Annotated in this window: 22 protein-coding genes; 15 read left to right on the plus strand and 7 right to left on the minus strand. The window is 69.7% G+C overall.

Annotated elements, in window-relative coordinates; all coding sequences use genetic code 11:
- Positions 1-15 precede the first annotated feature (15 nt).
- Together glpK and Taqua_RS02580 are read right to left on the minus strand one after the other, a co-directional pair.
- Positions 16-1,563 (minus strand): glycerol kinase GlpK, encoded by a 1,548-nt coding sequence (gene glpK / locus Taqua_RS02575; protein ID WP_144324459.1) that lies wholly within the window; start codon positions 1,561-1,563, stop codon positions 16-18.
- A 34-nt stretch (positions 1,564-1,597) separates the two neighbouring features.
- Complete coding sequence (locus Taqua_RS02580) at positions 1,598-2,398, minus strand: DeoR/GlpR family DNA-binding transcription regulator (protein ID WP_144324461.1); 801 nt, start codon at positions 2,396-2,398, stop codon at positions 1,598-1,600.
- Positions 2,399-2,545: 147 nt separating this feature from the next.
- Here Taqua_RS02580 and glpD point away from each other — a divergent pair, with 147 nt between their 5' ends.
- The 6 genes from glpD to ugpQ all read left to right on the plus strand — a co-directional run bounded on the left by glpD (position 2,546) and on the right by ugpQ (position 9,132).
- A complete protein-coding gene (gene glpD, locus Taqua_RS02585) occupies positions 2,546-4,138 on the plus strand; it encodes a glycerol-3-phosphate dehydrogenase (protein ID WP_144324463.1) in 1,593 nt (530 codons plus the stop codon).
- An 81-nt stretch (positions 4,139-4,219) separates the two neighbouring features.
- Positions 4,220-5,539, plus strand: a complete 1,320-nt coding sequence (gene ugpB, locus Taqua_RS02590) for a sn-glycerol-3-phosphate ABC transporter substrate-binding protein UgpB (RefSeq protein WP_246094587.1) — start codon at positions 4,220-4,222, stop codon at positions 5,537-5,539.
- Between the two features lie 9 nt (positions 5,540-5,548).
- On the plus strand, positions 5,549-6,430 hold the full coding sequence (gene ugpA / locus Taqua_RS02595; RefSeq protein WP_144324465.1) for a sn-glycerol-3-phosphate ABC transporter permease UgpA: 882 nt from the start codon (positions 5,549-5,551) through the stop codon (positions 6,428-6,430).
- A 13-nt stretch (positions 6,431-6,443) separates the two neighbouring features.
- Complete coding sequence (gene ugpE, locus Taqua_RS02600; RefSeq protein ID WP_144324467.1) at positions 6,444-7,298, plus strand: sn-glycerol-3-phosphate ABC transporter permease UgpE; 855 nt, start codon at positions 6,444-6,446, stop codon at positions 7,296-7,298.
- Between the two features lie 11 nt (positions 7,299-7,309).
- A complete protein-coding gene (ugpC, locus tag Taqua_RS02605) occupies positions 7,310-8,320 on the plus strand; it encodes a sn-glycerol-3-phosphate ABC transporter ATP-binding protein UgpC (RefSeq protein WP_144324469.1) in 1,011 nt (336 codons plus the stop codon).
- 5 nt (positions 8,321-8,325) lie between these two features.
- Entirely contained in the window at positions 8,326-9,132 is an 807-nt protein-coding gene (ugpQ, locus tag Taqua_RS02610; protein ID WP_246094588.1) for a glycerophosphodiester phosphodiesterase, read from the plus strand.
- A 15-nt stretch (positions 9,133-9,147) separates the two neighbouring features.
- Here ugpQ and mnmH read toward each other — a convergent pair whose 3' ends face one another.
- The gene (gene mnmH / locus Taqua_RS02615; protein ID WP_144324471.1) at positions 9,148-10,194 is read right to left on the minus strand and encodes a tRNA 2-selenouridine(34) synthase MnmH; all 1,047 of its coding nucleotides are present in this window, start codon (positions 10,192-10,194) and stop codon (positions 9,148-9,150) included.
- Between the two features lie 69 nt (positions 10,195-10,263).
- On the opposite strand from mnmH, the gene selD reads away from it, so the two are divergent.
- The gene (selD, locus tag Taqua_RS02620) at positions 10,264-11,340 is read left to right on the plus strand and encodes a selenide, water dikinase SelD (protein ID WP_144324473.1); all 1,077 of its coding nucleotides are present in this window, start codon (positions 10,264-10,266) and stop codon (positions 11,338-11,340) included.
- 10 nt (positions 11,341-11,350) lie between these two features.
- Here selD and Taqua_RS02625 read toward each other — a convergent pair whose 3' ends face one another.
- Together Taqua_RS02625 and glmS are read right to left on the minus strand one after the other, a co-directional pair.
- Complete coding sequence (locus tag Taqua_RS02625; protein WP_144324475.1) at positions 11,351-12,301, minus strand: metal ABC transporter substrate-binding protein; 951 nt, start codon at positions 12,299-12,301, stop codon at positions 11,351-11,353.
- A 160-nt stretch (positions 12,302-12,461) separates the two neighbouring features.
- Entirely contained in the window at positions 12,462-14,378 is a 1,917-nt protein-coding gene (gene glmS / locus Taqua_RS02630; RefSeq protein ID WP_144324477.1) for a glutamine--fructose-6-phosphate transaminase (isomerizing), read from the minus strand.
- Positions 14,379-14,518: 140 nt separating this feature from the next.
- Between glmS and Taqua_RS02635 the strand changes: the two genes are divergently transcribed.
- Entirely contained in the window at positions 14,519-15,022 is a 504-nt protein-coding gene (locus Taqua_RS02635) for an Lrp/AsnC family transcriptional regulator (protein ID WP_185969539.1), read from the plus strand.
- 34 nt (positions 15,023-15,056) lie between these two features.
- Positions 15,057-15,512 (plus strand): SH3 domain-containing protein, encoded by a 456-nt coding sequence (locus Taqua_RS02640; RefSeq protein ID WP_144324481.1) that lies wholly within the window; start codon positions 15,057-15,059, stop codon positions 15,510-15,512.
- 24 nt (positions 15,513-15,536) lie between these two features.
- On the opposite strand, the gene glmU is transcribed toward Taqua_RS02640, so the two are convergent.
- Positions 15,537-16,982, minus strand: coding sequence for a bifunctional UDP-N-acetylglucosamine diphosphorylase/glucosamine-1-phosphate N-acetyltransferase GlmU (glmU, locus tag Taqua_RS02645; protein ID WP_281287759.1), 1,446 nt, complete (start codon positions 16,980-16,982; stop codon positions 15,537-15,539).
- 103 nt (positions 16,983-17,085) lie between these two features.
- Here glmU and Taqua_RS02650 point away from each other — a divergent pair, with 103 nt between their 5' ends.
- From Taqua_RS02650 to Taqua_RS02660, 3 genes are read left to right on the plus strand one after another with little or no spacing between them, the layout of a single operon-like run.
- A complete protein-coding gene (locus Taqua_RS02650) occupies positions 17,086-18,030 on the plus strand; it encodes a ketopantoate reductase family protein (protein WP_144324484.1) in 945 nt (314 codons plus the stop codon).
- 46 nt (positions 18,031-18,076) lie between these two features.
- A complete protein-coding gene (gene purU / locus Taqua_RS02655) occupies positions 18,077-18,925 on the plus strand; it encodes a formyltetrahydrofolate deformylase (protein ID WP_144324486.1) in 849 nt (282 codons plus the stop codon).
- Positions 18,926-18,940: 15 nt separating this feature from the next.
- Positions 18,941-19,813 (plus strand): LysR substrate-binding domain-containing protein, encoded by an 873-nt coding sequence (locus tag Taqua_RS02660; RefSeq protein ID WP_144324488.1) that lies wholly within the window; start codon positions 18,941-18,943, stop codon positions 19,811-19,813.
- A 48-nt stretch (positions 19,814-19,861) separates the two neighbouring features.
- Here Taqua_RS02660 and Taqua_RS02665 read toward each other — a convergent pair whose 3' ends face one another.
- Positions 19,862-20,287: an Hsp20/alpha crystallin family protein gene (locus tag Taqua_RS02665; RefSeq protein ID WP_144324490.1), complete on the minus strand. Its 426-nt coding sequence runs from the start codon at positions 20,285-20,287 to the stop codon at positions 19,862-19,864.
- A gap of 187 nt (positions 20,288-20,474) precedes the next feature.
- On the opposite strand from Taqua_RS02665, the gene Taqua_RS02670 reads away from it, so the two are divergent.
- The 3 genes from Taqua_RS02670 to Taqua_RS02680 are packed head-to-tail and all read left to right on the plus strand — an operon-like array spanning position 20,475 to position 23,064.
- Positions 20,475-21,968, plus strand: coding sequence for an FAD-linked oxidase C-terminal domain-containing protein (locus Taqua_RS02670; RefSeq protein WP_144324492.1), 1,494 nt, complete (start codon positions 20,475-20,477; stop codon positions 21,966-21,968).
- Between the two features lie 18 nt (positions 21,969-21,986).
- Entirely contained in the window at positions 21,987-22,334 is a 348-nt protein-coding gene (locus Taqua_RS02675; RefSeq protein WP_144324494.1) for a CidA/LrgA family protein, read from the plus strand.
- Positions 22,335-22,338: 4 nt separating this feature from the next.
- Positions 22,339-23,064, plus strand: coding sequence for an LrgB family protein (locus Taqua_RS02680; protein ID WP_144324496.1), 726 nt, complete (start codon positions 22,339-22,341; stop codon positions 23,062-23,064).
- The last annotated feature ends 71 nt before the right edge of the window (positions 23,065-23,135 follow it).

Here is a 23,135-nt window from a genome sequence, read left to right on the forward strand (position 1 = left end):
TAGCGCAGCCACGCCTCAGCCCGAGGCGCAGCCACCGGGCATGTCCACCCCCGCCAACACCTGCCGCACGGCGCGCTGCCAGCGTGCCATTTCGCCCTCGGCCCAGGCGCGCGGTCGCTGCGGTTCAAAGCGGCGCTGCACGCGCCACAGCGCGCGCAGCTCGTCCAGGCTGCGGTACACGCCGGCTTGCAGGCCGGCCAGCCAGGCGGCCCCCAGGGCCGTGGTCTCGGTCACGGCAGGGCGCAGCACGGGGATGCCCAGCAGGTCGGCCTGGTACTGCATCAGCAGGTCGTTGACGGCCGCACCGCCGTCGACACGCAGCTCGCGCACGGGGGTGCCGCCAGCGGCTTGGGCGTCGGCGTTCATGGCTTGCAGCAGCTCGGCGCTTTGCAGCGCGATCGACTCCAGCGCCGCGCGCGCGATGTGCGCCGCGGTGCTGCCGCGGCTCAGGCCCACGATGGCGCCGCGCGCGTGCGGCTGCCAGTGTGGGCTGCCCAGGCCGGTGAAGGCCGGCACCAGCACCACGCCGCCGCTGTCAGGCACGCGTTCGGCCAGCGCCTGCACCTCGGCGCTGCTGCGGATGATGCCGAGGCCATCGCGCAGCCACTGCACCACCGCCCCACCGATGAAGACGCTGCCTTCCAGCGCGTACGCCGTTGGCGCCCCCGCCTGCGCCGCGGCAGTGGTCAACAGCCCGTGCCGCGACGCGGGCCAGTGTCCACCGGTGTGCAGCAGCATGAAGCAACCGGTGCCGTAGGTGTTTTTGGCCAGCCCGGGCTCGAAGCACGCCTGCCCAAACAACGCCGCCTGCTGGTCGCCGGCCACGCCGCCAATCGGCAGCGGTGGCAGCCGGGACGCCAGCTCGGCGTCATCCAGCACGGCAGGGTCGAGCTCGCCATAGGCGTGGCTCGAAGGGTGAACGCTGGGCAGCCACGCAGCAGGCACCTCGAACGCGCGCAGCAGCGCCTCGCTCCAGGCACCGGCGCGCACGTCCCACAGCAGGGTGCGCGCGGCGTTGCTGACGTCGGTGGCGTGCACGCGCGCGCCGGTCAGCCGCCACAGCAGCCAACTGTCCACGGTGCCGCAGGCCAATTCGCCCTGCTCGGCACGGGCACGCAGGCCCGGCACATGGTCCAGCAGCCAGCGCAGCTTGCCCGCCGAAAAGTACGCATCCAGCCGCAAGCCGGTGGTGGCTTGCACCAGCGGCTGCAAGCCTTGGTCGCGCCAGCGCGCGCAGACCTCTTCGGCGCGGCGGTCTTGCCAGACGATGGCGCGATGCACCGGGTGGCCACTGGCGCGTTCCCACACCACGGTGGTTTCGCGCTGGTTGGTGATGCCCAGCGCCCGCAGCTCGCGCACGCGCGGCCCAAGCTGGCGCAGCACGTCCACCAGGGTGGCGCGTTGGGTGGCCCACAGCTCCTCGGGGTCGTGCTCCACCCAGCCGGGCTGGGGGTAGTGCTGGGTCAGCTCGCGCTGCGCCACGGCCACGATGCGCCCTTCGGCGTCGAACACGATGCTGCGCGAACTGGTGGTGCCTTGGTCCAAGGCCAGCAACAACGCCATCGGATGCTCCTCGTCGCTTGTGGGGGTGCCCGCTTCAGCCCGCCGCCGCCACGACGCAGGCCACGTCGGCCTCGCGCAGCATGGCGTCAAACGGTGCCGGCGGCGCGCGGTCGGTGTAGACCCGCGTCAGCTCGCCGATGTGGCCCACCTCCACCATGGCCGGGCGGCCAAACTTGCTGTGGTCGGCGCACAGCCAGACCTGGCGCGCGTGCTCGATGATCGTGCGTGCGACCCGCACTTCGCGCACGTCGTAGTCGCGCAGCGTGCCGTCGGCCTCGATGCCGGAGATGCCAATCAGCGCGATGTCGACGCGGAACTGGCGCAAAAAGTCGATCGTGACCTCGCCGACAATGCCGCGGTCGCGCGCGCGCACCACCCCGCCGGCGATGACGACCTCGCAGTCGGGGTTGTCGGCCAGGATGGCGGCGACGTTGAGGTTGTTGGTGATGACGCGCAGCCCCCGGTGGTTGACCAAGGCGCGCGCCACCGCCTCGGTGGTGGTGCCAAGGTTGATCATCAGCGAACAGCCCGGCGGCACGTCGCGCGCCACGGTGCGGGCGATGGCTTCCTTGGCCGCGGCGTTGGGCGTCTGGCGCTGGGTGTAGGCCAGGTTTTCCACCGTGGACACCGGCGTGCGCACCCCGCCGTGGAAGCGCGCCAACAGGCCCAGCTGCTCCAGTTGGCGCACGTCGCGCCGCACGGTTTGCAGCGTGACCCCAAAGCGCTGCGCCAGCGCCTCGATCGACAAGGCGCCGGCCTGGCGCACGGCGGCCAACAACTCGCTTTGGCGGGGGTTGAGGGCGCGTCGCCGGCGCCCGACGGTGGGTTCGTGCATGGCCTGCCATTGTGCCGCGTGGCGGGGGCAACGCCCATCGGGATACACCCCAACAAGCAACATAAACGAACATTACCGGATACAATCAAACCATCCCCGCGCGACCTCGACCTGGTTGGCGTGCCCACCTTGCGCCTGACTTCACCGATGGACACCAACGCCCCCGCGCTCCCTCTCCAGGGCCCACTGTACGACGTTGTGGTCGTCGGCGGCGGCATCAACGGCTGTGGCATCGCACGCGACCTGGCCGGCCGTGGCGCACGGGTGTTGCTGGTCGAGCAACACGACCTCGCGGCGCACACGTCATCGGCGTCTACCAAGCTGATCCACGGCGGGCTGCGCTACCTGGAGTACGGTGAGTTTGGTCTGGTGCGCAAGGCGCTGCAGGAACGCGAGGTGCTGCTGCGCGCCGCGCCGCACCTGATCCAGCCGCTGACCTTCGTGATGCCACACGACCCTGGGATGCGCCCGGCGTGGATGATTCGCATCGGGCTGTGGCTGTACGACCACCTGGCGCGGCGCGAGCTGCTGCCGGCCAGCACGGCGTTGGACCTGCGTCAGCACCCCGCCGGCCAGCCGCTGCGCGACGGCTGGACGCGCGCCTTTGCCTACGCCGATGGCTGGGTGGACGACGCACGCCTGGTGGTGCTCAACGCGCTGGACGCCGCCCAGCGCGGTGCGGTGGTGGCGCCGCGCACGCGCTGCACCGGGCTGCAGCGGCACGCGCAGCACTGGATGGTCACGCTGCAGCCCGATGGCGGCGCCCCCGCCACGGTGCGCACGCGCGCCGTCGTCAACGCCGCCGGTCCGTGGGCCGAGCAACTGCTGCGCGAACACGCCGGCCTGCCCCCGCGGCGCCACCTGCGCCTGGTGCGCGGCAGCCACATCGTGGTGCCGCGCCTGTTCGCTCACGACGCTGCGTACCTGCTGCAGGCGCGCGACCGGCGCGTCATCTTCGCCATCCCGTACGAGCAGCGCTACACGCTGGTGGGCACCACCGACGTGGAGCATCACGCCGGCCTGGACGCGGTGGCCATCGACGCCGATGAAACCGCCTACCTGTGCGCCGAAGTCAGCCGCTACTTTCGTCGCGCCATCACCCCCGACGACGTGGTGTGGCACTACAGCGGCGTGCGTCCGCTGCTGGACGACGAGCACGGCAACCCGGCGGCCGTCACGCGCGACTACCGCCTGGAGCTCGACACCGCGGGCGCGCCGTTGCTGACGGTGTGGGGCGGCAAAATCACCACCTTTCGCACGCTGGCCGAGGAAGCGGCCCAGCGCTTGGCCGCGCCGCTGGCCTTGCGCGGCGCGCCTTGGACCCGCGCGGCACCGCTGCCCGGCGGCGATCTGGAGCGCGTCGTTGGCCCGTGCGCGACGCCGATGCAGGCCCTGCAACGCTACCGCGCGCACCTGCAGCGGCGCTGGCCGTGGCTTGACGCCGCCGTGGTTCACCGTTGGGCGCGCGCCTACGGCACGCTGGCGCTGGACTGGCTGGAGCCGGCGCGCGAACCGCACGACCTCGGGCGCCAAGTCGCCCCCGGCCTGTTCGAAGCCGAGCTGCAACACCTGCACCGGCGCGAATGGGCGCGCGACGCCGACGACGTGCTGTGGCGCCGCACCAAGCTGGGGCTGCACCTGGAAGCGGCGCAGCGCGCGGCCGTGGCGGACTGGCTGCAACGCCTGCCACCCCCGGACAAACCCCTAGTTCCCTTGGAGCGCGGGGCTGGATGTCACTAAACTGTCATCCGGCGTTCGCATACTCGCGTAGCCTTTCGTGTGAAGGTTCGTTTTACATCTCTATCTGATCAAGGAGCCGTGATGACACTGCCGCTCAAGCGCCTGATGGCCGCCACGCTGGCCGCTGCTGGCATCGCCAGCGCCCACGCCCAAACCGAAATCGTCTGGTGGCACTCGATGGGTGGCGCCTTGGGCGAATGGGTCAACGACCTGGCCGCTGAGTTCAACGCCAGCCAGAAGGACTACAAAGTGGTGCCGGTCTTCAAGGGCAGCTACGACGAGTCGATGACCGCGGCCATCGCGGCGTTTCGCGCCGGCAACGCGCCGCACATCCTGCAGGTGTTCGAAGTGGGCACCGCCACGATGATGGCCAGCCGCAACGCCATCGTGCCGGTGGCCGAGGTGATGAAAAAGGCCGGCGTGTCCTTCGACCCCAACGCCTACGTGGACGCCGTCAAGAGCTACTACACCGCCCCCAACGGCCAGATGCTGAGCTTCCCGTTCAACAGCTCGACCACGGTGTTGCACTACAACAAGGACGCCTTCAAGGCCGCCGGGCTGGACCCCAACAAGGCGCCCAAGAGCTGGCCGGAGGTGGCCCTGGCCGCGGCCAAGCTCAAAGCCAGCGGCCACAAGTGCCCCTTCACGACCAGCTGGCAGAGCTGGACGCAGCTGGAAAGCTTCTCGGCGTGGCACAACGTCGAGTTCGCCACCAAGAACAACGGCTTTGGCGGTCTGGACGCGCGGCTGGCCTTCAACAGCCCGCTGCACGTGCGCCACATCGAAAACCTGGCCAACATGGCCAAACAAGGCTTGTTTGTCTACAAAGGGCGCGGCAACGCGGCCGATGCCACCTACGTCTCGGGCGAGTGCGCGATGATGACCGGCTCGTCGGCGCTGTACGGCAACGTCAAGCGCAACGCCAAGTTCGACTTCGGCATTTCCACGCTGCCGTACTACCCCGACGTGCCCGGCGCGCCGCAAAACACCGTCATTGGCGGCGCCAGCCTGTGGGTGATGGCGGGCAAAAAGGACGCCGACTACAAGGGCGTGGCCCAGTTCCTGGCGCACCTGTCCAAGCCCGAGGTGGCGGCCAAGAGCCACCAGCGCACCGGCTACCTGCCGGTGACCAAGGCAGCCTACGAGTTGACCGAAAAATCGGGCTTTTACAAGCAAAACCCCGGCACCGACGTCTCGGTGGAGCAGATGATCCGCCAAACCACCGACAAGTCGCGCGGCATCCGCTTGGGCAACTTCGTGCAGATCCGCACCATCATCGACGAGGAGATGGAGCAGGTCTGGGCCGGCAAAAAGAGCGCCAAGCAGGGGCTGGACGACGCGGTGCGCCGTGGCAACGAACAACTGGAGCGCTTCCAGCGCGCCAACCAAGGCAAACTGTGACGGCGCGGCGTGGATAAACGGGTTCACTTCCACGCCCGCTGGCTGCCGTGGCTGCTGGTGGCGCCGCAACTGGCCATCGTCGGGGTGTTTTTCTTTTGGCCGGCGGCGCAGGCGCTGCTGCAAAGCGTGCTGGAGCAAGACGCCTTCGGCGGCAGCGTCACCTTCGTCGGGCTGGACAACTTCCGCCGGCTGCTGGCCGACGAGACCTACCTGCAGTCGTTTCAGGTCACCGCGGTCTTTTCCGCGCTGGTGGCAGTGGTGGGGCTGGCGGTGTCGCTGCTGCTGGCGGTGATGGCCGACCGCGTCGTGCGCGGCGCGCGCTGGTACCGCACGCTGCTGATCTGGCCCTACGCGGTGGCGCCGGCGGTGGCCGGTGTGCTGTGGATGTTCATGTTCGCCTCGCCGATGGGCGTGGTGGCCTGGGCGCTGCAACACGTCGGCATCGAATGGAACCACCGCCTCAACAGCCAGCACGCGCTGACACTGATCGTGCTGGCCGCGGTGTGGAAGCAGGTGTCGTACAACTTTTTGTTTTTCCTGGCGGGACTGCAAGCCATCCCGCGCTCGCTGATCGAAGCGGCCACGTTGGACGGCGCCAGCCCCTGGCGGCGCTTTTGGACCATTGTCTTTCCGCTGCTGTCGCCGACGACGTTTTTCCTGCTGGTCATCAACGTCGTCTACGCGTTTTTTGACACGTTTGCCATCGTTGACGCCACCACGCAGGGCGGCCCCGGCAAGGACACCGCCATCCTCGTCTACAAGGTGTATTACGACGGCTTCAAAGCGCTGGACCTGGGTGGCTCGGCCGCGCAGTCGGTCGTGCTGATGGCCATCGTCATCGCGCTGACCGTGGTGCAGTTCCGCTACATCGAGCGCAAAGTCCAATACTGACCCCCAAAGCACCATGGTTGAACGACGTCCCTGGCTCGACGCCTTGGCCCACGCCCTGTTGCTGCTGGGCGTGGCGGTGATCGCCTTTCCGGTGTACCTGACGTGGGTGGCCTCGACGCAAAGCGCCGAACAGATCGCCACCAGCACCCCGCTGTCGCTGCTGCCCGGCGACCAGATGCTGACCAACTACCGCCTGGCGCTGCTCGGTGGCGAGACCAGCGCCGGCAGCCGCTTTGCGCCGGGACTGCCGATGATGGGCGTCAGCCTGGCGATGGCGTTGACCATCGCGCTGGGCAAGATCGCGATCTCGCTGCTGTCGGCGTTTGCCATCGTGTACTTTCGCTTCCCGCTGCGCAAGCTGGTGTTTTGGGCCATCTTCGTCACGCTGATGCTGCCGGTGGAGGTGCGCATCGGCCCCACCTACGAGGTCATCGCCAGCCTGGGGCTGCTCAACACCTACGCCGGCCTGACGGTGCCACTGATCGCCTCGGCCACGGCGACGTTTTTGTTCCGGCAGTTTTTCATGACCATCCCGGACGAGTTGGTCGAGGCCGCGCGGGTCGATGGTGCCGGCCCGATGCGGTTTTTCTGGGATGTGCTGCTGCCGATGTCGCGCACCTCGATGGCGGCGCTGTTCGTGATCCAATTCATCTACGGCTGGAATCAGTACCTGTGGCCGCTGCTGGTCACCACCGACGAGTCGATGTACCCAATCGTGCTCGGCATCAAGCGGCTCATCACCGGTGAGGCCTACACCGAGTGGAACATCGTCATGGCCACCGCGATGCTGGCCATGCTGCCACCGGCCATCGTCGTGCTGGCGATGCAAAAGTGGTTCGTCAAAGGCCTGGTGGACAGCGAGAAATAACCCCAACCCTCATGGCATCCCTGCACTTCGACAACGTCGTCAAACGCTACGAACACGGCCGTCAGCACGTCACCGCGATCCATGGCCTCAGCGCCGAGATCGGCGACGGCGAGTTCGTGGTCATCGTCGGCCCCTCGGGCTGCGGCAAATCCACGCTGCTGCGCATGGTGGCGGGGCTGGAAACCATCTCCGCGGGCACGATCCGCATCGGCCAGCGCGTGGTCAACGATCTGGAGCCCGCGGCGCGCGACATCGCGATGGTGTTCCAAAACTACGCGCTGTACCCGCACATGAGCGTGTTCGACAACATGGCCTACGGCCTGAAGCTGCGTGGCGTGCCGCGCGACGACATCCGCCGTCGCGTCGAAGAAGCTGCGCGCATCCTGGAGCTGGGCCACCTGCTGCAGCGCAAGCCGCGGCAGTTGTCGGGCGGGCAGCGCCAGCGCGTGGCCATGGGCCGCGCCATCGTGCGCCACCCGCAGGTGTTTTTGTTCGACGAGCCGCTGTCCAACCTGGACGCCAAGCTGCGCGTGCAAACCCGGCTCGAAATCCAAAAGCTGCACCGCACGCTGGGCATCACCAGCCTGTTCGTGACCCACGACCAGGTCGAGGCGATGACGCTGGCACAGCGCGTGATGGTGATGAACGCCGGCCGCATGGAGCAGTTTGGCACGCCGGAGGAGGTGTACCACCGCCCGGCGACCACGTTCGTGGCCACCTTCATCGGCTCGCCGGCGATGAACCTGTTGCACGATGTGCCCGGCAGCCAGGCAGGGCGTTGGCTGGGTATTCGGCCCGAGCACCTGCGCGTTGGCAGCGAGGGCTGGCCGGTCACCGTGGAGGCGGTGGAGCTGCTTGGGGCCGAGCGGCTGATCCACGGCCACACGCACGGGCAGGCGATCACGGTGCGCGTGGCCGAATCCGACCCCTGCCACCCGGCGCCGGGCGACGTGCTGCACGTGCAACCGCTGCCCGAGCGCGCGCACCAGTTCGACCGCGCCAGCGGCCAGCGCGTGGGGTAAGGCCCATGGCCGCCGACCTCGACGCCCCCACCACCAACGCCATGCCGGCGTGGCCGTGGCCGCGCTGGATCGCGCACCGCGGCGCCGGCAAGCTGGCCCCGGAAAACACCCTGGCTGCGTTCGAGCTCGGCTGGCGCCACGGCTGGCGCGCCTTCGAGTGCGACGTCAAGCTCAGCGCCGACGGGGTGCCGTTTTTGCTGCACGACGCGACACTGGAGCGCACCACCAACGGCCACGGCGTCGCCGGTGAGCAGGCGTGGGACGCGCTGGCCCGGCTGGACGCCGGCGGCTGGCACAGCCCCGCGTTTGCCGGCGAGCCGCTGCTGCGGCTGGACCGGCTGGTGGCCTGGGCGCTGCCGCGCGGGGCGCTGCTCAACCTGGAGATCAAGCCTACCCCCGGCACCGAGGCCGCCACCGGCGCCGCCGTGGCGCAGGCGGTGGACGCGCTGTGGCGCGACCACGGCGCGGGCACGCCCGGCGGCCCGCCGTGGCCGCTGCTGACCTCGTTCCAGCCGGCGGCGCTGCAGGCCGCCCAGGCCACCTGCCCGCACCTGCCGCGCGGGCTGCTGCTCGACACCCTGTGGCCCGGCTGCTGGGCGGTGGCGCGCAGCCTGGGCTGCGTGGCGGTGGTGCTCAACCACCGTCTGTGGACGCGCACGTTGCTGCAGCAGCAGCGCGCCGCCGGCTACCGCACGCTGGCCTACACGGTCAACAGTGCGCGCCGCGCCGATCAGCTGCTGCGCTGGGAGCTGGACGCCGTCATCAGCGACCGCATCGACGCGTTGGGGCCCGGGGCGTCCGCCGCCGGTTGACGCGGCATTCGGTCCTCAAGGGTGCGCGGCCACCCACGCACACGCGGTGGCCTGCAGCGTCGCGGGCGTCACGTCCGGCAGCGGCCACACCGTCGTGGCGACACCACGCGGCAGCGCCCGGCGGTACAGCGGGTCGTAGTGCAGCGCCATCAACTCGGCGAACAACTCGTCCAGCCGCCCCTGGCGGGCCCACTGCTGCCAGCGTTGCAGCGTGTCGTTGGGGTGCAGGCCGCGCAGGGCCGCCAGCCGCTGCGCCAGCGCCTCGGGGTCGCGGCCCAGCCAGGCATAGTCCTGCCGCACCAGCGCCAGGCGAGCGGCAAAGGGCACTTCAAGCTCGACGCGCGGCGCACGCTGGATGGCGTCGGCCAGCGTCGTGGGCAGTTGCACCGTGCCGATTTTGCGACTTTCTGCTTCAACCCACACGGGCCGCGTCGGCTCCAGGCGGCGCAGCGCGTCGACCAAGGCGCTGTCGAACGCTTTTTGGCTGGGTTGTGGCTGACCGTCGGGCCACGCCCCCAGGATCGAGCCGCGGTGATGCGCCAGCCCCTCCAGATCCAGCACCTGCGCGCCTTGCTGCGCCAGCGCGTGCAGCAGCCGCGTCTTGCCGCTGCCGGTGGGGCCGGCCAGCACCCGCCACGTCAGCCGTGGCGGCAGCGCGTCGAGCTGCTGCACCACCCAGCGCCGGTACGCTTTGTAGCCACCCTGGAGCTGCGCCGCTGCCCAGCCGATTTGCCGCAGCCACAGCACGAAGGCGCCGCTGCGCTGCCCACCGCGCCAGCAGTACACCAACGGCCGCCATGCGGCGGGCTTGTCAGCCATCAGACGCTGCACGTGCTGCGCGATGTTGCGCGCCACCCACACGCCACCCAGGCGGCGGGCCTCAAACGGACCGCGCTGCTTGTACAGGGTGCCGACAATGCGGCGCTCGTCATCGCTGAGCACCGGGGCGCTGACCGCACCGGGGATATGGTCCAGCGCGTACTCGGCGGGGCTGCGCGCGTCCAGCACGGTGTCGAACGCGTGCAGCGCGTCGAGCGTCACAATAGCGGGTGCATGGGCCATGGCTGCGATTCCAATGCGGTGGCGGGCCTGTGTGTTGACAGTCAACCTCCATCCACCCCGAGCGACACCATGTCCAGCGAAGCACGCGACCCCAACCGGCTGACCCAGTGGGCCCACGGCGGCGGCTGTGGCTGCAAAATCGCCCCCGCCGTGCTGCAACGCCTGCTGGCCCAGGTGCCGGCGCACCTGATGCCGCCGGAGCTTCTGGTGGGCACGGCCACCAGCGACGATGCGGCAGTCTACCGCCTGCGCGACGACTTGGCGCTGGTGGCCACGACCGACTTTTTCACGCCCGTGGTGGACGACGCCTACGACTTTGGCGCCATCGCCGCCACCAACGCGCTGTCCGACGTGTACGCGATGGGCGGTGAGCCGCTGCTGGCGCTGGCGCTGGTGGGCATGCCGGTCAACCAACTGCCGCACGAGGTGATCGGGCGCGTGTTGCAGGGCGGCGCCGACGTGTGCCGCCAAGCGGGCGTGGTGCTGGCGGGCGGCCACTCGATCGACACGGTGGAGCCGATCTACGGGCTGGCCGCCATCGGCACGGTGCACCCGGCGCGGCTCAAAACCAACGCCGGCGCGCAGCCGGGCGATGTGCTGGTGCTGGGCAAACCGCTGGGCATCGGGGTGCTGTCGGCGGCGCTCAAAAAGGGCCTGCTCAGCGCCGATGGTTACCAGGAGATGCGCCGCTGGACGACGCTGCTCAACCGCGCCGGTGCCACCCTAGGGGCGTTGCCGGACGTGCACGCGATGACGGACGTGACCGGGTTTGGTCTGGCCGGGCACCTGCTGGAGGTCTGCCGCGCCGCGGCGGTGCAGGCCACCGTGCAGGCCAGCGCGTTGCCGGTGCTGCCGATCAGCCGCACGTTGCTGGCGCAAGGGGTGGCCACCGGCGCTGCGGGACGCAACTGGGCCAGTTACGGCGACGCGGTGGACCTTGGCGCCGTGGCCGCGGACGAGCGCGGCACCCTGCAAGCCATCTTGACCGACCCGCAAACCAGCGGCGGGCTGCTGGTGGCGTGCGCGCCGCAGGCGCTGGACGCGGTGCAGGCGGCGTTGGCCGCCGCGCAAGGGCAACCCGGCTGGGTCATCGGCCGGGTGGAGGCGCTGCCGCCCGGCGCGCCCGCCACCGTGCGCGTGGTGTAGCGGCGCGGGCTCAGCCGCCTGCGCCGCGGATGGCCTCGGTGAGCACGCGCGTGTTGTGCCGCATCAGCGCGATGTAGTCCGGCGCCGGTCCCTCGGGGGTCGACAAGGCGTCGGAATACAACGGCTGCCGCGACGGACGCACGCCGGCTTCGCGCGCGATGCGCTCGACCAGGCGTGGGTCGCTCAAGCGCTCGACAAACACCGCGCGCACGCCCTCGGCCTTGATGTGGCGGATCAACCGCGCCACCGCCGCGGCGGATGGCTCGCTGGCCGTGCTCACGCCCTGGGCAGGCAAAAACGTCACCCCATAGGCCTGCGCGTAGTAGCGAAAGGCATCGTGCGAGGTCACCACCTTGCGCTGCGCGGCGGGGATGGCCTGCCAAGCCGCGCGGATCTCGTCGTCCAGCGCTTGCAACCGGGCGCGGTAGTCGGCCGCGCGCTGCCGGTACCCGGCGCACCCGCCCGCGTCCAGCCGGCACAGCGCCTGCTCGATGCGCTGGACGTAATGCAAAACATTGCGCACGTCCTGCCACGCGTGCGGGTCATGCTCGCCGTCATCGTGATCGTGACCGTGCGCGTGGACCGCGTCGCGCTTGCCAGCCCCGGCGGCCGGCAACGGTGTCAACCCGTCGGTGACGCGCAGCAGCTCGCCGCGGTAGCCGGCGCTGCGCATCAGCCGCTCCAGCCACCCCTCAAAACCAAGGCCATTGGCAACCAGCAAACGCGCCGCGCTCACCGCCCGCACGTCGGCCGGCGTCGGGTGGTAGGCGTGCGCGTCGGCCTGTGGCCCCACCAGCGCGCGCACCTGCACGCGCTCGCCGCCCACCTGCCGCACCAAATCGGCCAGAATGCTGAAACTGGTCACCACCGGCAAGGGCGCCTGCGCCCGCACGGGCAGCGCCACGCTCAGGGCCACCGCACCGGCGGCCGCCAGCCACGGGCGTCGGCGCACATTGGTCATCCCAAGAACATCGCCCCAAAGCTTCATGCACCGTACCTCCTGATCGGGCGCGTCGCGGATCGGCCCACCAACCAGCCCGCGGGGAACCGCCCCGCACGGCCGCCCATGCCAACGCAGCCCCACCCCACCAGCGTAGCCAAGCTGTCAAGAGGCGACCGCATCACTCCACCGTGACGCTCTTGGCCAGGTTGCGCGGCTTGTCGACATCGGTGCCGCGCAGGCACGCGGTGTGGTAGGCCAGCAGCTGCAGCGGCACCACGTGCAGGATAGGGCTGAGCGCGCCGTAGTGCTCCGGCATGCGAATCACGTGCAGCCCCTCGCTGGCGGTGATGTGGGTGTCGGCGTCGGCCAGCACGTACAGCACGCCGCCGCGCGCGCGCACTTCCTGCATGTTGCTCTTGAGCTTTTCCAGCAACGCGTCGTTGGGCGCCACCGTCACCACCGGCATGGCGCTGGTCACCAGCGCCAGCGGCCCGTGCTTGAGCTCGCCCGCGGGGTATGCCTCGGCGTGGATGTAGCTGATTTCCTTGAGCTTGAGCGCGCCTTCCAGCGCGATCGGGTAGTGCAGCCCACGCCCCAAAAACAGCGCATGCTCTTTGGCCGCGAAGTCCTCGGCCCAGCGGATGACCTGCGGCTCCAGCGCCAGCACCGCCTGCAGCGCCGCCGGCAGGTGGCGCATGGCGCGCAGGTGCTGCGCCTCTTGCTCGGGGCTGAGCCGCCCCTTGCGCTGCGCCAGCGCCAGCGTCAGCAAAAACAGCGCCGCCAGTTGGGTCGTGAAGGCCTTGGTGCTGGCCACACCGATTTCCACCCCAGCGCGCGTGACGTAGGCCAGCTCGCACTCGCGCACCATGGCGCTGGTGGCCACGTTGCAGATGGTCAGCGTGTCGGTCAGGCCCAGCGCTTGCGCGTGGCGCAGCGCGGCCAACGTGTCGGCAGTCTCGCCGCTTTGGCTGATCGTGACGACCAGCGTGCCGGGCTCGGGGACGCTGGTGCGGTAGCGGTACTCGCTGGCAATCTCCACCGTGGTGGGCACCCCCGCGATGGCCTCCAGCCAATAGCGCGCCACGCAGCCGGCGTAGTAGCTGGTGCCGCAGGCCAGGATCAGCACGCGCTGGGTGGTGTCGAACACGCGCCACGCGGCGCGCGAGCGCACGCCGTGGTCGTCGAACAGCTCGGGCACGATGCCCTCCACCCCCTCCAGCGTGTCGGCCAGGGCACGGGGCTGCTCAAAAATTTCTTTTTGCATGTAATGCCGGTAGGGGCCCAACGCCACGTCCTGGCTGCCGACCTGCACGGTCTTGATCGGCCGCTGCGCGTCGTCCAGCCGGGTGCCGTCGCGCCCCAGCACACGCCAGCGGCCCAACTGGATATCGACCACGTCGCCTTCGGCCAAAAAGACGAAGCGGTCGGTAACGCCGGCCAGCGCCAACGCGTCGCTGGCCAGGTACAGCGGCGCGGGCACGCCATCGCCCCCGGTACCCACGCCCAACACCAGCGGCGAGCCCGCGCGCGCGCCCACCAGGCGCTGCGGCTCGTCGTGGTGCAGCACGGCGATCGCGTACGCACCCTGCAAGCGCTGCGCCGCGCGGTGCACGGCTTCGGCCAGGTCGCCCGTGTACAGGCTGTCGATCAGGTGCGCGATGACCTCGGTGTCGGTCTGGCTTTCGAACACGTAGCCCAGGGCTTGTAACTCGGCGCGCAGCGCGTCGTGGTTCTCGATGATGCCGTTGTGCACCAGCGCCACGCGCGCCGGGCGCTGCCCCGCCGCGGCGCCCGGCCCATGGCTGACGTGCGGGTGGGCGTTGTGCACCGCCGGGGCGCCGTGCGTCGCCCAGCGCGTGTGGGCGATGCCGGTGGCCGCCGCCACCCCCTGCACCTGCGCGGCCAGCTCGGACACGCGCGCGGTGCTGCGCGCCCGCCACAGCCCGCGCCCCGGCGCCGCGCCATCGGCCAACGGCGCCCCCAGATGCAGCGCCAACCCGCACGAGTCGTAGCCGCGGTATTCCAGCCGCTGCAAGCCCTGCACCAGCACGCCCACAATGTCGGCGGTGGCCACCGCCCCGACAATGCCACACATAACGTTGACCTCCTTGGTGGTACGGATGGGGCGCAGCGTACGCCGGCCAACCCGACGTGTGTTTTTGATTAATGCTTGTTTTTGGAATAATATTTCGTGAAGATAGAATTTGTACTTAATATTTTACCAAAGACATTTCCATGAAAGATTCTTCCATCGATGCGATCGACATCGCGCTGCTGGACGCGCTGCAAGACGATGCCAGCCTGTCGTGGGCGGCGCTGGGGCAACGCTGCGGCGTGTCAGCCCCCACGGCGCTGCGGCGGATACGCCGGCTGCAGCAGCTTGGCCTGATCGAGCGCCACACCGTCGTGCTGCGCCCCGAGCGCTTGGCCGCCTGGCTCGGGCAGGGCCTGACCGCCATCGTCGAAGTGGCGCTGGAGCAACAGGGCGCGGAGCACCTGCAGGCGTTCGAGCAACGCGCCGTGGCCGAACGCGCGGTGCAGCAGTGCTACCGCGTCAGCGCCGGGCCGGACTTCGTGCTGGTGGTCGCGGTGCCCGACATGGCCGCGTACCACGCGCTGGCGCAGCGCCTGTTCACCCAGGCTGGCAACGTGCGCCACGTCAAGGCCTACTTCAGCGTGCACCGTGCCAAATTCGACCCGCGTCTGCCGCTGCCCACGGCCATGGTGGGTGACGTATGATGATGCGGAGTTCGGTCACCGGTGGAGGCACACGATGAAACACTTGACCGGCTGGGTGGGCCACGCCGCATTGGTCGTGGCGCTGCTGGCGGCGCCGCTGGTCACCGCCGCGCAGGAGCTCGTCAGCGTGCGTGCCGCGGTGGCCAACCTGCGTGCGGGGCCGGGCACCGACACCGAGGTGCGCTGGCAACTGCGCCGGGGCTTCCCCTTGCAGGTGCTGCAACGGCAAGGCAGCTGGCTGCAGGTGCGCGACTTCGAGGGTGATGAAGGCTGGGTGGCCGCGGCGCTGACCGGTCCCGCCCGCCATCATGTGGTGCGGGCGCGCGTGCTCAACCTGCGCAGCGGGCCAGGCACCCAACACCCCGTGGTCGGCACGGCACGTTACGGCGACGTGCTCCCCACGCTGCGCCGCGCAGGCGACTGGGTACAGCTGCGTGGCCCCAACGGCCAGCCGGTGTGGGCCGCCGCGGAGTACCTATGGGGCTGGTAAGCACGGCGCGGCGCACCGGCACCGTCAGGATGATGCGCTGCCGCCCTTGCGCGGGCGCTGCCAGCCCGGCACCGTGACGGGCTTGGCGCGCGCCACGGTCAGCGCCCCCGGGGGTGTGTCCTTGGTGATCGTGCTGCCGGCGCCGATCGTGCCCCCCGCCCCCAGCGTCACCGGCGCCACCAGCACGCAGTTGCTGCCCACGTGCACGTCGTCGCCGATGACGGTGCGGTGCTTGCGTGCGCCGTCGTAATTGGCGGTGATGCTGCCAGCGCCGTAGTTGACGCGCTCGCCCACGGTGGCATCGCCCAGGTAGGCCAGGTGGTTGGCCTTGGCCCCTGCGGCCAGCGTGCTGTTTTTGATCTCGACAAAGTTGCCCACGTGCACCTCCGGGCCGAGCTGCGCGCCCGGCCGCAGGCGGGCAAACGGTCCCACCTGGGCGCGCGGCCCCACCACGACGCCTTCGCGCCCGCCGTCGATGTGCGTGAACGGGGCGAGCTGCGCGCCGGCCTCGATGCGGGCGTTGGCCACGACGCAGTACGCACCCACGCGCACGCCCTCGCCCAGTTCGACGCGGCCTTCAAAGACGCAGCCGACGTCGATGTCGACATCGGGCGCGCACACCAGCTCGCCACGCACGTCGAGCCGCGCGGGGTCGACCAGCCGCACCCCTTGCGCCAGCAGCGCCTCGGCCACGCGACGCTGGTGAGCGCGCTCCAGCGCCGCGAGCTGCGCCGGACTGTTGACGCCAGCCACCTGCACCACGTCGTCGATGCGGTGCGCCACCACCGCCGCGCCGTCGGCCACCGCGTGGCGCACCACATCGGTCAGGTAGTACTCGCCCTGGGCGTTGCGGTTGTCAAGCCGCTGCAGCCATGCCCGCAGCCGGGCTGCCGGGGCGGCCAAGATACCACTGTACACCTCGGTGATGCGGCGCTGCTCGGCGCTGGCATCCTTCTCTTCGACAATGGCGGTGATGCGCCCCTGCGCATCGCGCAGCACGCGCCCGTAGCCGTGGGGGTCGTCCATCGTCACCGTCAGCAGCGCCAGCGCGTGCTGGGCACCGGCCGCCGCCTGCGCCTGCAGCAGCGCCTGCAGCGTGGCCGGTGCGGTCAGCGGCACGTCGCCGCTGAGCACCAGCACGACGCCATCGTCGTCCAGCACCGGCATGGCCTGCTGCACCGCGTGGCCCGTGCCCAACTGCGGCTGCTGCAACACCGGGCGCACCGCCAGGCCCGGCGCCAGCTGCGGCAGCGCGGCCTGCACGGCTTGGGCTTCGTGCCCCGTGACCACCACCACCTGCCGCGCCGCCAGCGCCTGCGCCAGCCCCAGCACGTGCCCGAGCAGTGGCCGCCCCGCCAGGCGGTGCAACACCTTGGGCGTGCGGCTTTTCATGCGCGTGCCTTTGCCCGCCGCCAAAATCACCACGTCCAGCGGCACCGGCGGCCCGTACCCAGTGTGTTCCTGGCTCAACATCAACCTCCTTGTACGATGGGCGACGCGCAGCCCGGTGGGCTGGCGCACGCCAACCGCATTATCCTAAGCAGTCTCACCCTACACCTGCGGCACCACACCCATGAACACCCACCCCAACCCCACCGCCCCCTGGCCGCGCTTTGCCGTGTTGGGCGCAGGCGCCGTCGGCGGCTACTACGGCGGCTTGCTGGCGCGCGCGGGCGTGCCGGTGGTGCTGATCGGACGGCCGGCCTTCGTCGCCGCGGTGCAAGCGCAGGGTGGCCTGCGGCTGCACACCGCCACGTTCGACGCCTGCATCCCCGTGGCGGTGGCCAGCGACGCGCAGGCCGCCGCCGGCGCCGACGTGGTGCTGGTGTGCGTCAAATCCGGCGACACCGAAGCCGCGGGCGCGGCGCTGCGGCCCCACCTGGGCGCCGACACGGTGGTGCTGAGCCTGCAAAACGGCGTGGACAACGCCCAGCGGCTGGCGCGCGTGCTGGGGCGGCCCGTGGTGCCGGTGGTGGTGTATGTGGCCGCAGGCGTTGAGGCGCCGGGGTACGTGCGCCACCACGGGCGCGGCGAGCTGGTGCTGGCGCCGTTTGCAGGCGCCGAGCGCGTGCAGGCGGCGCTGGCGCACGCGGAGGTACCGACCTCGGTGTCGACGCAGGTGCCGCAGGCGCTGTGGTCCAAGCTCGTCGTCAACTGCGCTTACAACGCGCTCTCAGCCATCGCCGCACGGCCTTATGGCTGGCTGTGGGCGCAGCCAGGCGTGCCGGCGCTGCTGGACCAGGTGGTGCAGGAGTGCGTGGCGGTGGCCGCGGCCGAGGGCATCGCACTCGACGCTGCGGCGCTGCACACCGAGGTCGAGCGCATCGCCCACAGCATGGCCACCCAGTTGTCGTCCACCGCGCGCGACCTGCTGCGCGGCCACCCCACCGAGATCGACCATCTCAACGGCCACGTGGTGGCACGGGCGCACGCGCACGGCATGAGCGCGCCGGTCAACCAGGCCCTGACCACGCTGGTGCACGTGCTGCAGCGCGCCCGCGCCGAAGCCGCCGCGTAACGCCCCGCCCGCACTGCGGGACGGCGCTGCTGCGACAATGGCGGGTATGCAAGATACGTACGTACTGACCCTTTCGTGCCAAGACCGGCCGGGCATCGTGCACGCGGTGTCGGGCTTTTTGCTGGAGCTGGGCGGCAACATCGAAGAGGCCGCGCAATTCAACGACCGCGACAGTGGGCGCTTTTTCATGCGGGTGCAGTTCACCTGCCCCGGGCAAGAGGTGACGTCCCTGCGCGGCGCGGTGCAGGACTTTGGTCACCAGCACGGCATGGACTGCCGGCTGCACCCCTGGCACGAACCCATGCGCACCGTCATCTTCGTCAGCCAGCAGGGCCACTGCCTCAACGACCTGCTGTTTCGCTGGAAAAGCGGTCTGCTGCGGCTGGACATTCGCGCCATCATCAGCAACCATCGTGACTTTTACCAGCTCGCGGCCAGCTACAACGTGCCGTTTCACCACATTCCGGTCAGCCCCGGCATCAAGGCGCAGGCCGAGGCACGCCAGCTCGACATCATCGAATCGGAACAAGCCGAGCTGGTGGTGCTGGCACGCTACATGCAGATCCTCTCCGATGGCATGTGCCAGCACCTGGCGGGCCGCGCCATCAACATCCACCACAGCTTTTTGCCCAGCTTCAAAGGCGCCAAGCCGTACCACCAGGCGCACGAGCGCGGCGTCAAACTGATCGGGGCCACCGCGCACTACGTCACCGCCGACCTGGACGAAGGCCCCATCATCGAGCAGGATGTGGCGCGCGTGGACCACAGCATGACGGTCGAGGACCTCACCGCCATCGGCCGCGACACCGAAAGCCAGGTGCTGGCGCGCGCCGTCAAATGGCACAGTGAGCACCGCGTGCTGCTCAACGGCCAGCGCACCGTTGTGTTCCGCTAAACGGCCCCCGCCCCCATGCCCGCGCCCCGCATTCCGCCCATCCAGTGCCTGTTGACGTTCGAAGCCCTGGCGCGGCTGCGCAGCGTCACGCAAGCGGCCGACGAGCTGTGCGTCACCCCCAGCGCGGTCAGCCATCGCATCCGCCAGCTGGAGGAGCAACTGGGCGTCAAGCTCTTTGGTCGCGCCGATTTTTCGCTCACCACCGAAGGCAGCGAATACCTGGCGCAGGTGCGCGAAGCCTTGGCGGCGCTGCAGCGCTTTCCGAGTCGGCACGCCGCGCCCGGACGGCGCAAGCTGAGGCTGGCGGTCACGCCCACGTTTGCGCGCTCCATCCTGATGCCGCGACTGCACCAGTTTGCCGAGGCTTACCCCGAGATCGACCTCACGCTGCAGGTCAGCATCCCGCTGCTGGACGTGGTGGCCGAAGACGCCGACCTGACGATCCGCTTCGGCACCGGGCGCTACCAGGACGTGGAGTTCATCTGCATCCTCAAGGATGTGGTCACCCCGGTCGCATCGCCAGCGTTCGTGCGCCAGCACGGCCCGTTCGAGACGCCGCAGGACCTGCAGGGCGTGCCGCTGCTGCGCAGCCCGTTGGAGCCGTGGCGCACGTGGTTTGCCGCGCACCATTTGGACTGGCCCGAGCCGACCGACGGCTCGCAGTTCAACGACATCGGCTTGATGTGCGACGGCGCCGCCGCCGGTATGGGCGTGGCGCTGGTGCGACTCAAACTCGGCGCGCCGTGGCTGAACCATGGCACCCTGGTGCGGCTGTACCCGCACAACGTGCCCAGCCCGCACGCCCACTACCTGTGCTGGCGCGCCGGGGCGATGGAGCGTTGGGAGTGCGCCACTTTCGCAGCCTGGCTGCGTCAGGCGCTGGCCTGACGCCGGTGCAGCCGCCGATGCCCGGGCCGCACCGGCCACCGCGGCGCATCACTCGATGCGGATGCGCTTGCCGGCCACCGTCACCTTCTTGGGCAGGGTCAGCGTCAGCACGCCGTTGTCGTACTTGGCGCTGGCCGCGGACTCATCCACGTCGCTGGGCAGCGCAAAGCTGCGCGACACCTGGCCGTAGTAGCGCTCGCTGTGCAGCACCTTTTCGCCGTCGCGCTGGGCGTCTTCTTGCTTGACTTGAGCGGCGATGGTCACCACGTTGTTTTCCACCGTGATGTGGATATTGTCCTTGCCCACCCCCGGCATTTCGGCCGAGATGATATAGGCTTGGTCGTTTTCCTTCACATCGACCTTGATTTGCTGCGGCAGCGGATCGCCGTGCAGCGGCCGGATGTAAAAGCCCGGCGCCAGGTCGCGGAAGAATTCATCGAACAGGCTCATACGGCGCGGCAACAGGTTGCTCATGTTCAACTCCTCTCGTTGGCAATCGATGGTGGAGGCACCCAGTCCCCGGCACCGCGCGCGGCCTCCACACCAGCGGGCGGCACCGTCATTCGTCTGACGATTACATAGCGTCCGTGGCGGCCATTTCAAGGGGTTTTGGCAAAGATTTCAGCCCCATCGCGGCGCGCACTGCCCTACACTGCGGCCCATGAACGCTGCCCTGCCCCCCGACGCCGCCGAACGCGCCGCCCGCCAGGCCGAGGTGGTGCGCGCGCTGCAAGCGGTGCTGCCGGCCCACGCGTTGCTGTGGACCGACGAGGACACCACGCCTTACGAGTGCGACGGCCTGACCGCCTACCGCCAGCGCCCGCTGGCCGTGGCGCTGCCCGAAACCGAAGACCAGGTGCAAGCTGTGCTGCGCGCGTGCCACCTGCTCAAGGTGCCGGTGGTGGCCCGCGGCGCGGGCACGGGCCTGTCAGGCGGGGCCATGCCGCACCCCATGGGCGTGACCTTGAGCCTGGCCAAGTTCAACCGCATCGTCGCCATCGACCCCCTGGCGCAAACCGCCACCGTGCAAGCGGGCGTGCGCAACCTGGCCATCAGCGAAGCGGCTGCCCCCTACGGCTTGTATTACGCGCCCGATCCCAGCAGCCAGATCGCCTGCACCATCGGCGGCAACGTCGCCGAGAACTCTGGCGGCGTGCACTGCCTCAAGTACGGCCTGACCGTGCACAATGTGCTGCAGGTACGCGGCTACACGGTGGCCGGGGACCCGGTGACCTTTGGCAGTCGCGCCCCCGATGCGCCGGGGCTGGATCTGTTGCCGCTGGTGGTCGGCTCCGAAGGCATGCTGGCCGTGGTCGTGGAAGTGGTGGTGCGCCTGATCCCGCGGCCGCAGCTGGCGCGCTGCATCATGGCGAGTTTTGACAGCGTGCGCGCCGCCGGCGACGCGGTGGCGGCCATCATCGGCGCGGGCATCATCCCCGCCGGCCTGGAGATGATGGACAAACCGATGACCGCGGCGGTGGAGGATTTCGTGCACGCCGGCTACGACCTCGACGCCGAGGCCATCTTGTTGTGCGAGTCCGACGGCACGCCGGAGGAAGTGGCCGAACAGATCGAGCGCATGAGCGCGGTGCTGCGCGCCGCCGGCGCCACCGCGATCGCCGTCAGCCGCGACGAAGCCGAGCGGCTGCGCTTTTGGAGCGGGCGCAAAAACGCCTTCCCGGCCAGCGGGCGCATCAGCCCGGATTACATGTGCATGGACTCCACCATCCCGCGCAAACGCCTGGGCGAAATGCTGCAGGCCATCGCGGCCATGGAGACGAAGTACGGGTTGCGCTGCCTCAACGTCTTTCACGCTGGCGACGGCAACCTGCACCCGCTGATCCTGTTCGACGCCAACGACCCGGACCAATTGCAACGCGCCGAAGCCTTTGGTGCCGACATCCTGGAAACGAGTGTGGCGATGGGCGGCACCGTCACCGGCGAGCACGGCGTCGGCGTCGAAAAACTCAACAGCATGTGCGTGCAGTTCAGCCCCGAGGAACGCGCGCAGATGCAGGCGCTCAAGCGCGCCTTCGACGAACACGAACTGCTCAACCCAGGCAAGGTCATCCCCACCCTGCACCGCTGCGCCGAGTACGGCAAGATGCTGGTGCGCGGCGGGCGGCTGCCGTGGGCCAACCTGCCGCGGTTTTGATCCGGGCCCCATCGGACCATGCAAGTGCTGCAGGGCCTGACGTGGTTGCTGGCGTTGCAAGGCGTCGGCGAGCTGTTGGTGCGCGCGCTGCAGCTGCCGTTGCCTGGCCCCGTGGTCGGCATGGTGCTGATGCTGGGCGCACTGCGGTGGGCACGCGTGCGCGAGCCTGTCGCGGCATGCGCCAACCTGCTGCTGGCCCACCTATCGCTGCTGTTCGTGCCGGTCGGCGTGGGCGTTGTGACGCACTTGGGCCTGATCACGCAGCACGGCGTGTGGATCTTATTGGTCGTGATCGTATCGACGTGGATCGGTCTGGCCGTGACGGCGTTGGTCTTGCGCGCGCTGCTGCGCGCACAGGGTGAGTAGAGCCATGCCCCGCTTCGTCGAACTCTGGGTGTACCTGTCGAGCACGCCGCTGTTCGGCCTGACCGCAACCCTGGCCATCTACACGCTGGCCCATGCTTTTTACACCGCGCGCCAGCACACCCCGTGGGCCAACCCGGTGTTGTGGACGGTGTTGGCCATCGCAAGCATGCTGCTGATCACCGCCGTGCCTTACCCAACGTATTTCGCCGGCGCACAGTTCATCCACTTCTTGCTCGGCCCGGCGGTCGTGGCGCTGGCATGGCCGTTGTGGCAGCGCCGAGCCCAGCTGCGCCGGCACATGGGGCCGTTGTTGGTGGCTGCGCTCGTGGGTGGCACCGCCGCCGCGGGGTCGGCCTGGCTGCTGGGGTGGGTGTTGCAGCTGCCCAACGAGGTCTTGCGCTCGCTGACCACCAAATCGGTCACGGCGCCGGTGGCCATGGGCATCGCCGAGCAAATCGGCGGTATCCCCGCGCTGGCTGCGGTGTTCGCGGTGCTCACGGGCATGGTGGGGGCCATCAGCGGTAAATACCTGTTCGATGCGCTGCACGTGCCGACGTCGGGGGCAGGATGGACCGTGCGCGGCTTCGCACTGGGCACGGCGTCCCACGGCATTGGTGCGGCACGCGCGCTGCAGGTCAACGCCGACGCGGGTGCTTACGCCGGGTTGGCGATGGGTTTGCAGGCGGTGCTGGCCGCGCTGCTCATCCCGCTGGTCGCGCAGTGGTGGTGAGGTGGACTTGCCGCAGTGCACCGTTCAAGGCACGAACGGCGCGGTACCGGCTGCGCATGCGCTACAGTAGT

It is taken from the genome of Tepidimonas aquatica (assembly GCF_007556585.1).
Lineage (GTDB): Bacteria > Pseudomonadota > Gammaproteobacteria > Burkholderiales > Burkholderiaceae_C > Tepidimonas > Tepidimonas aquatica.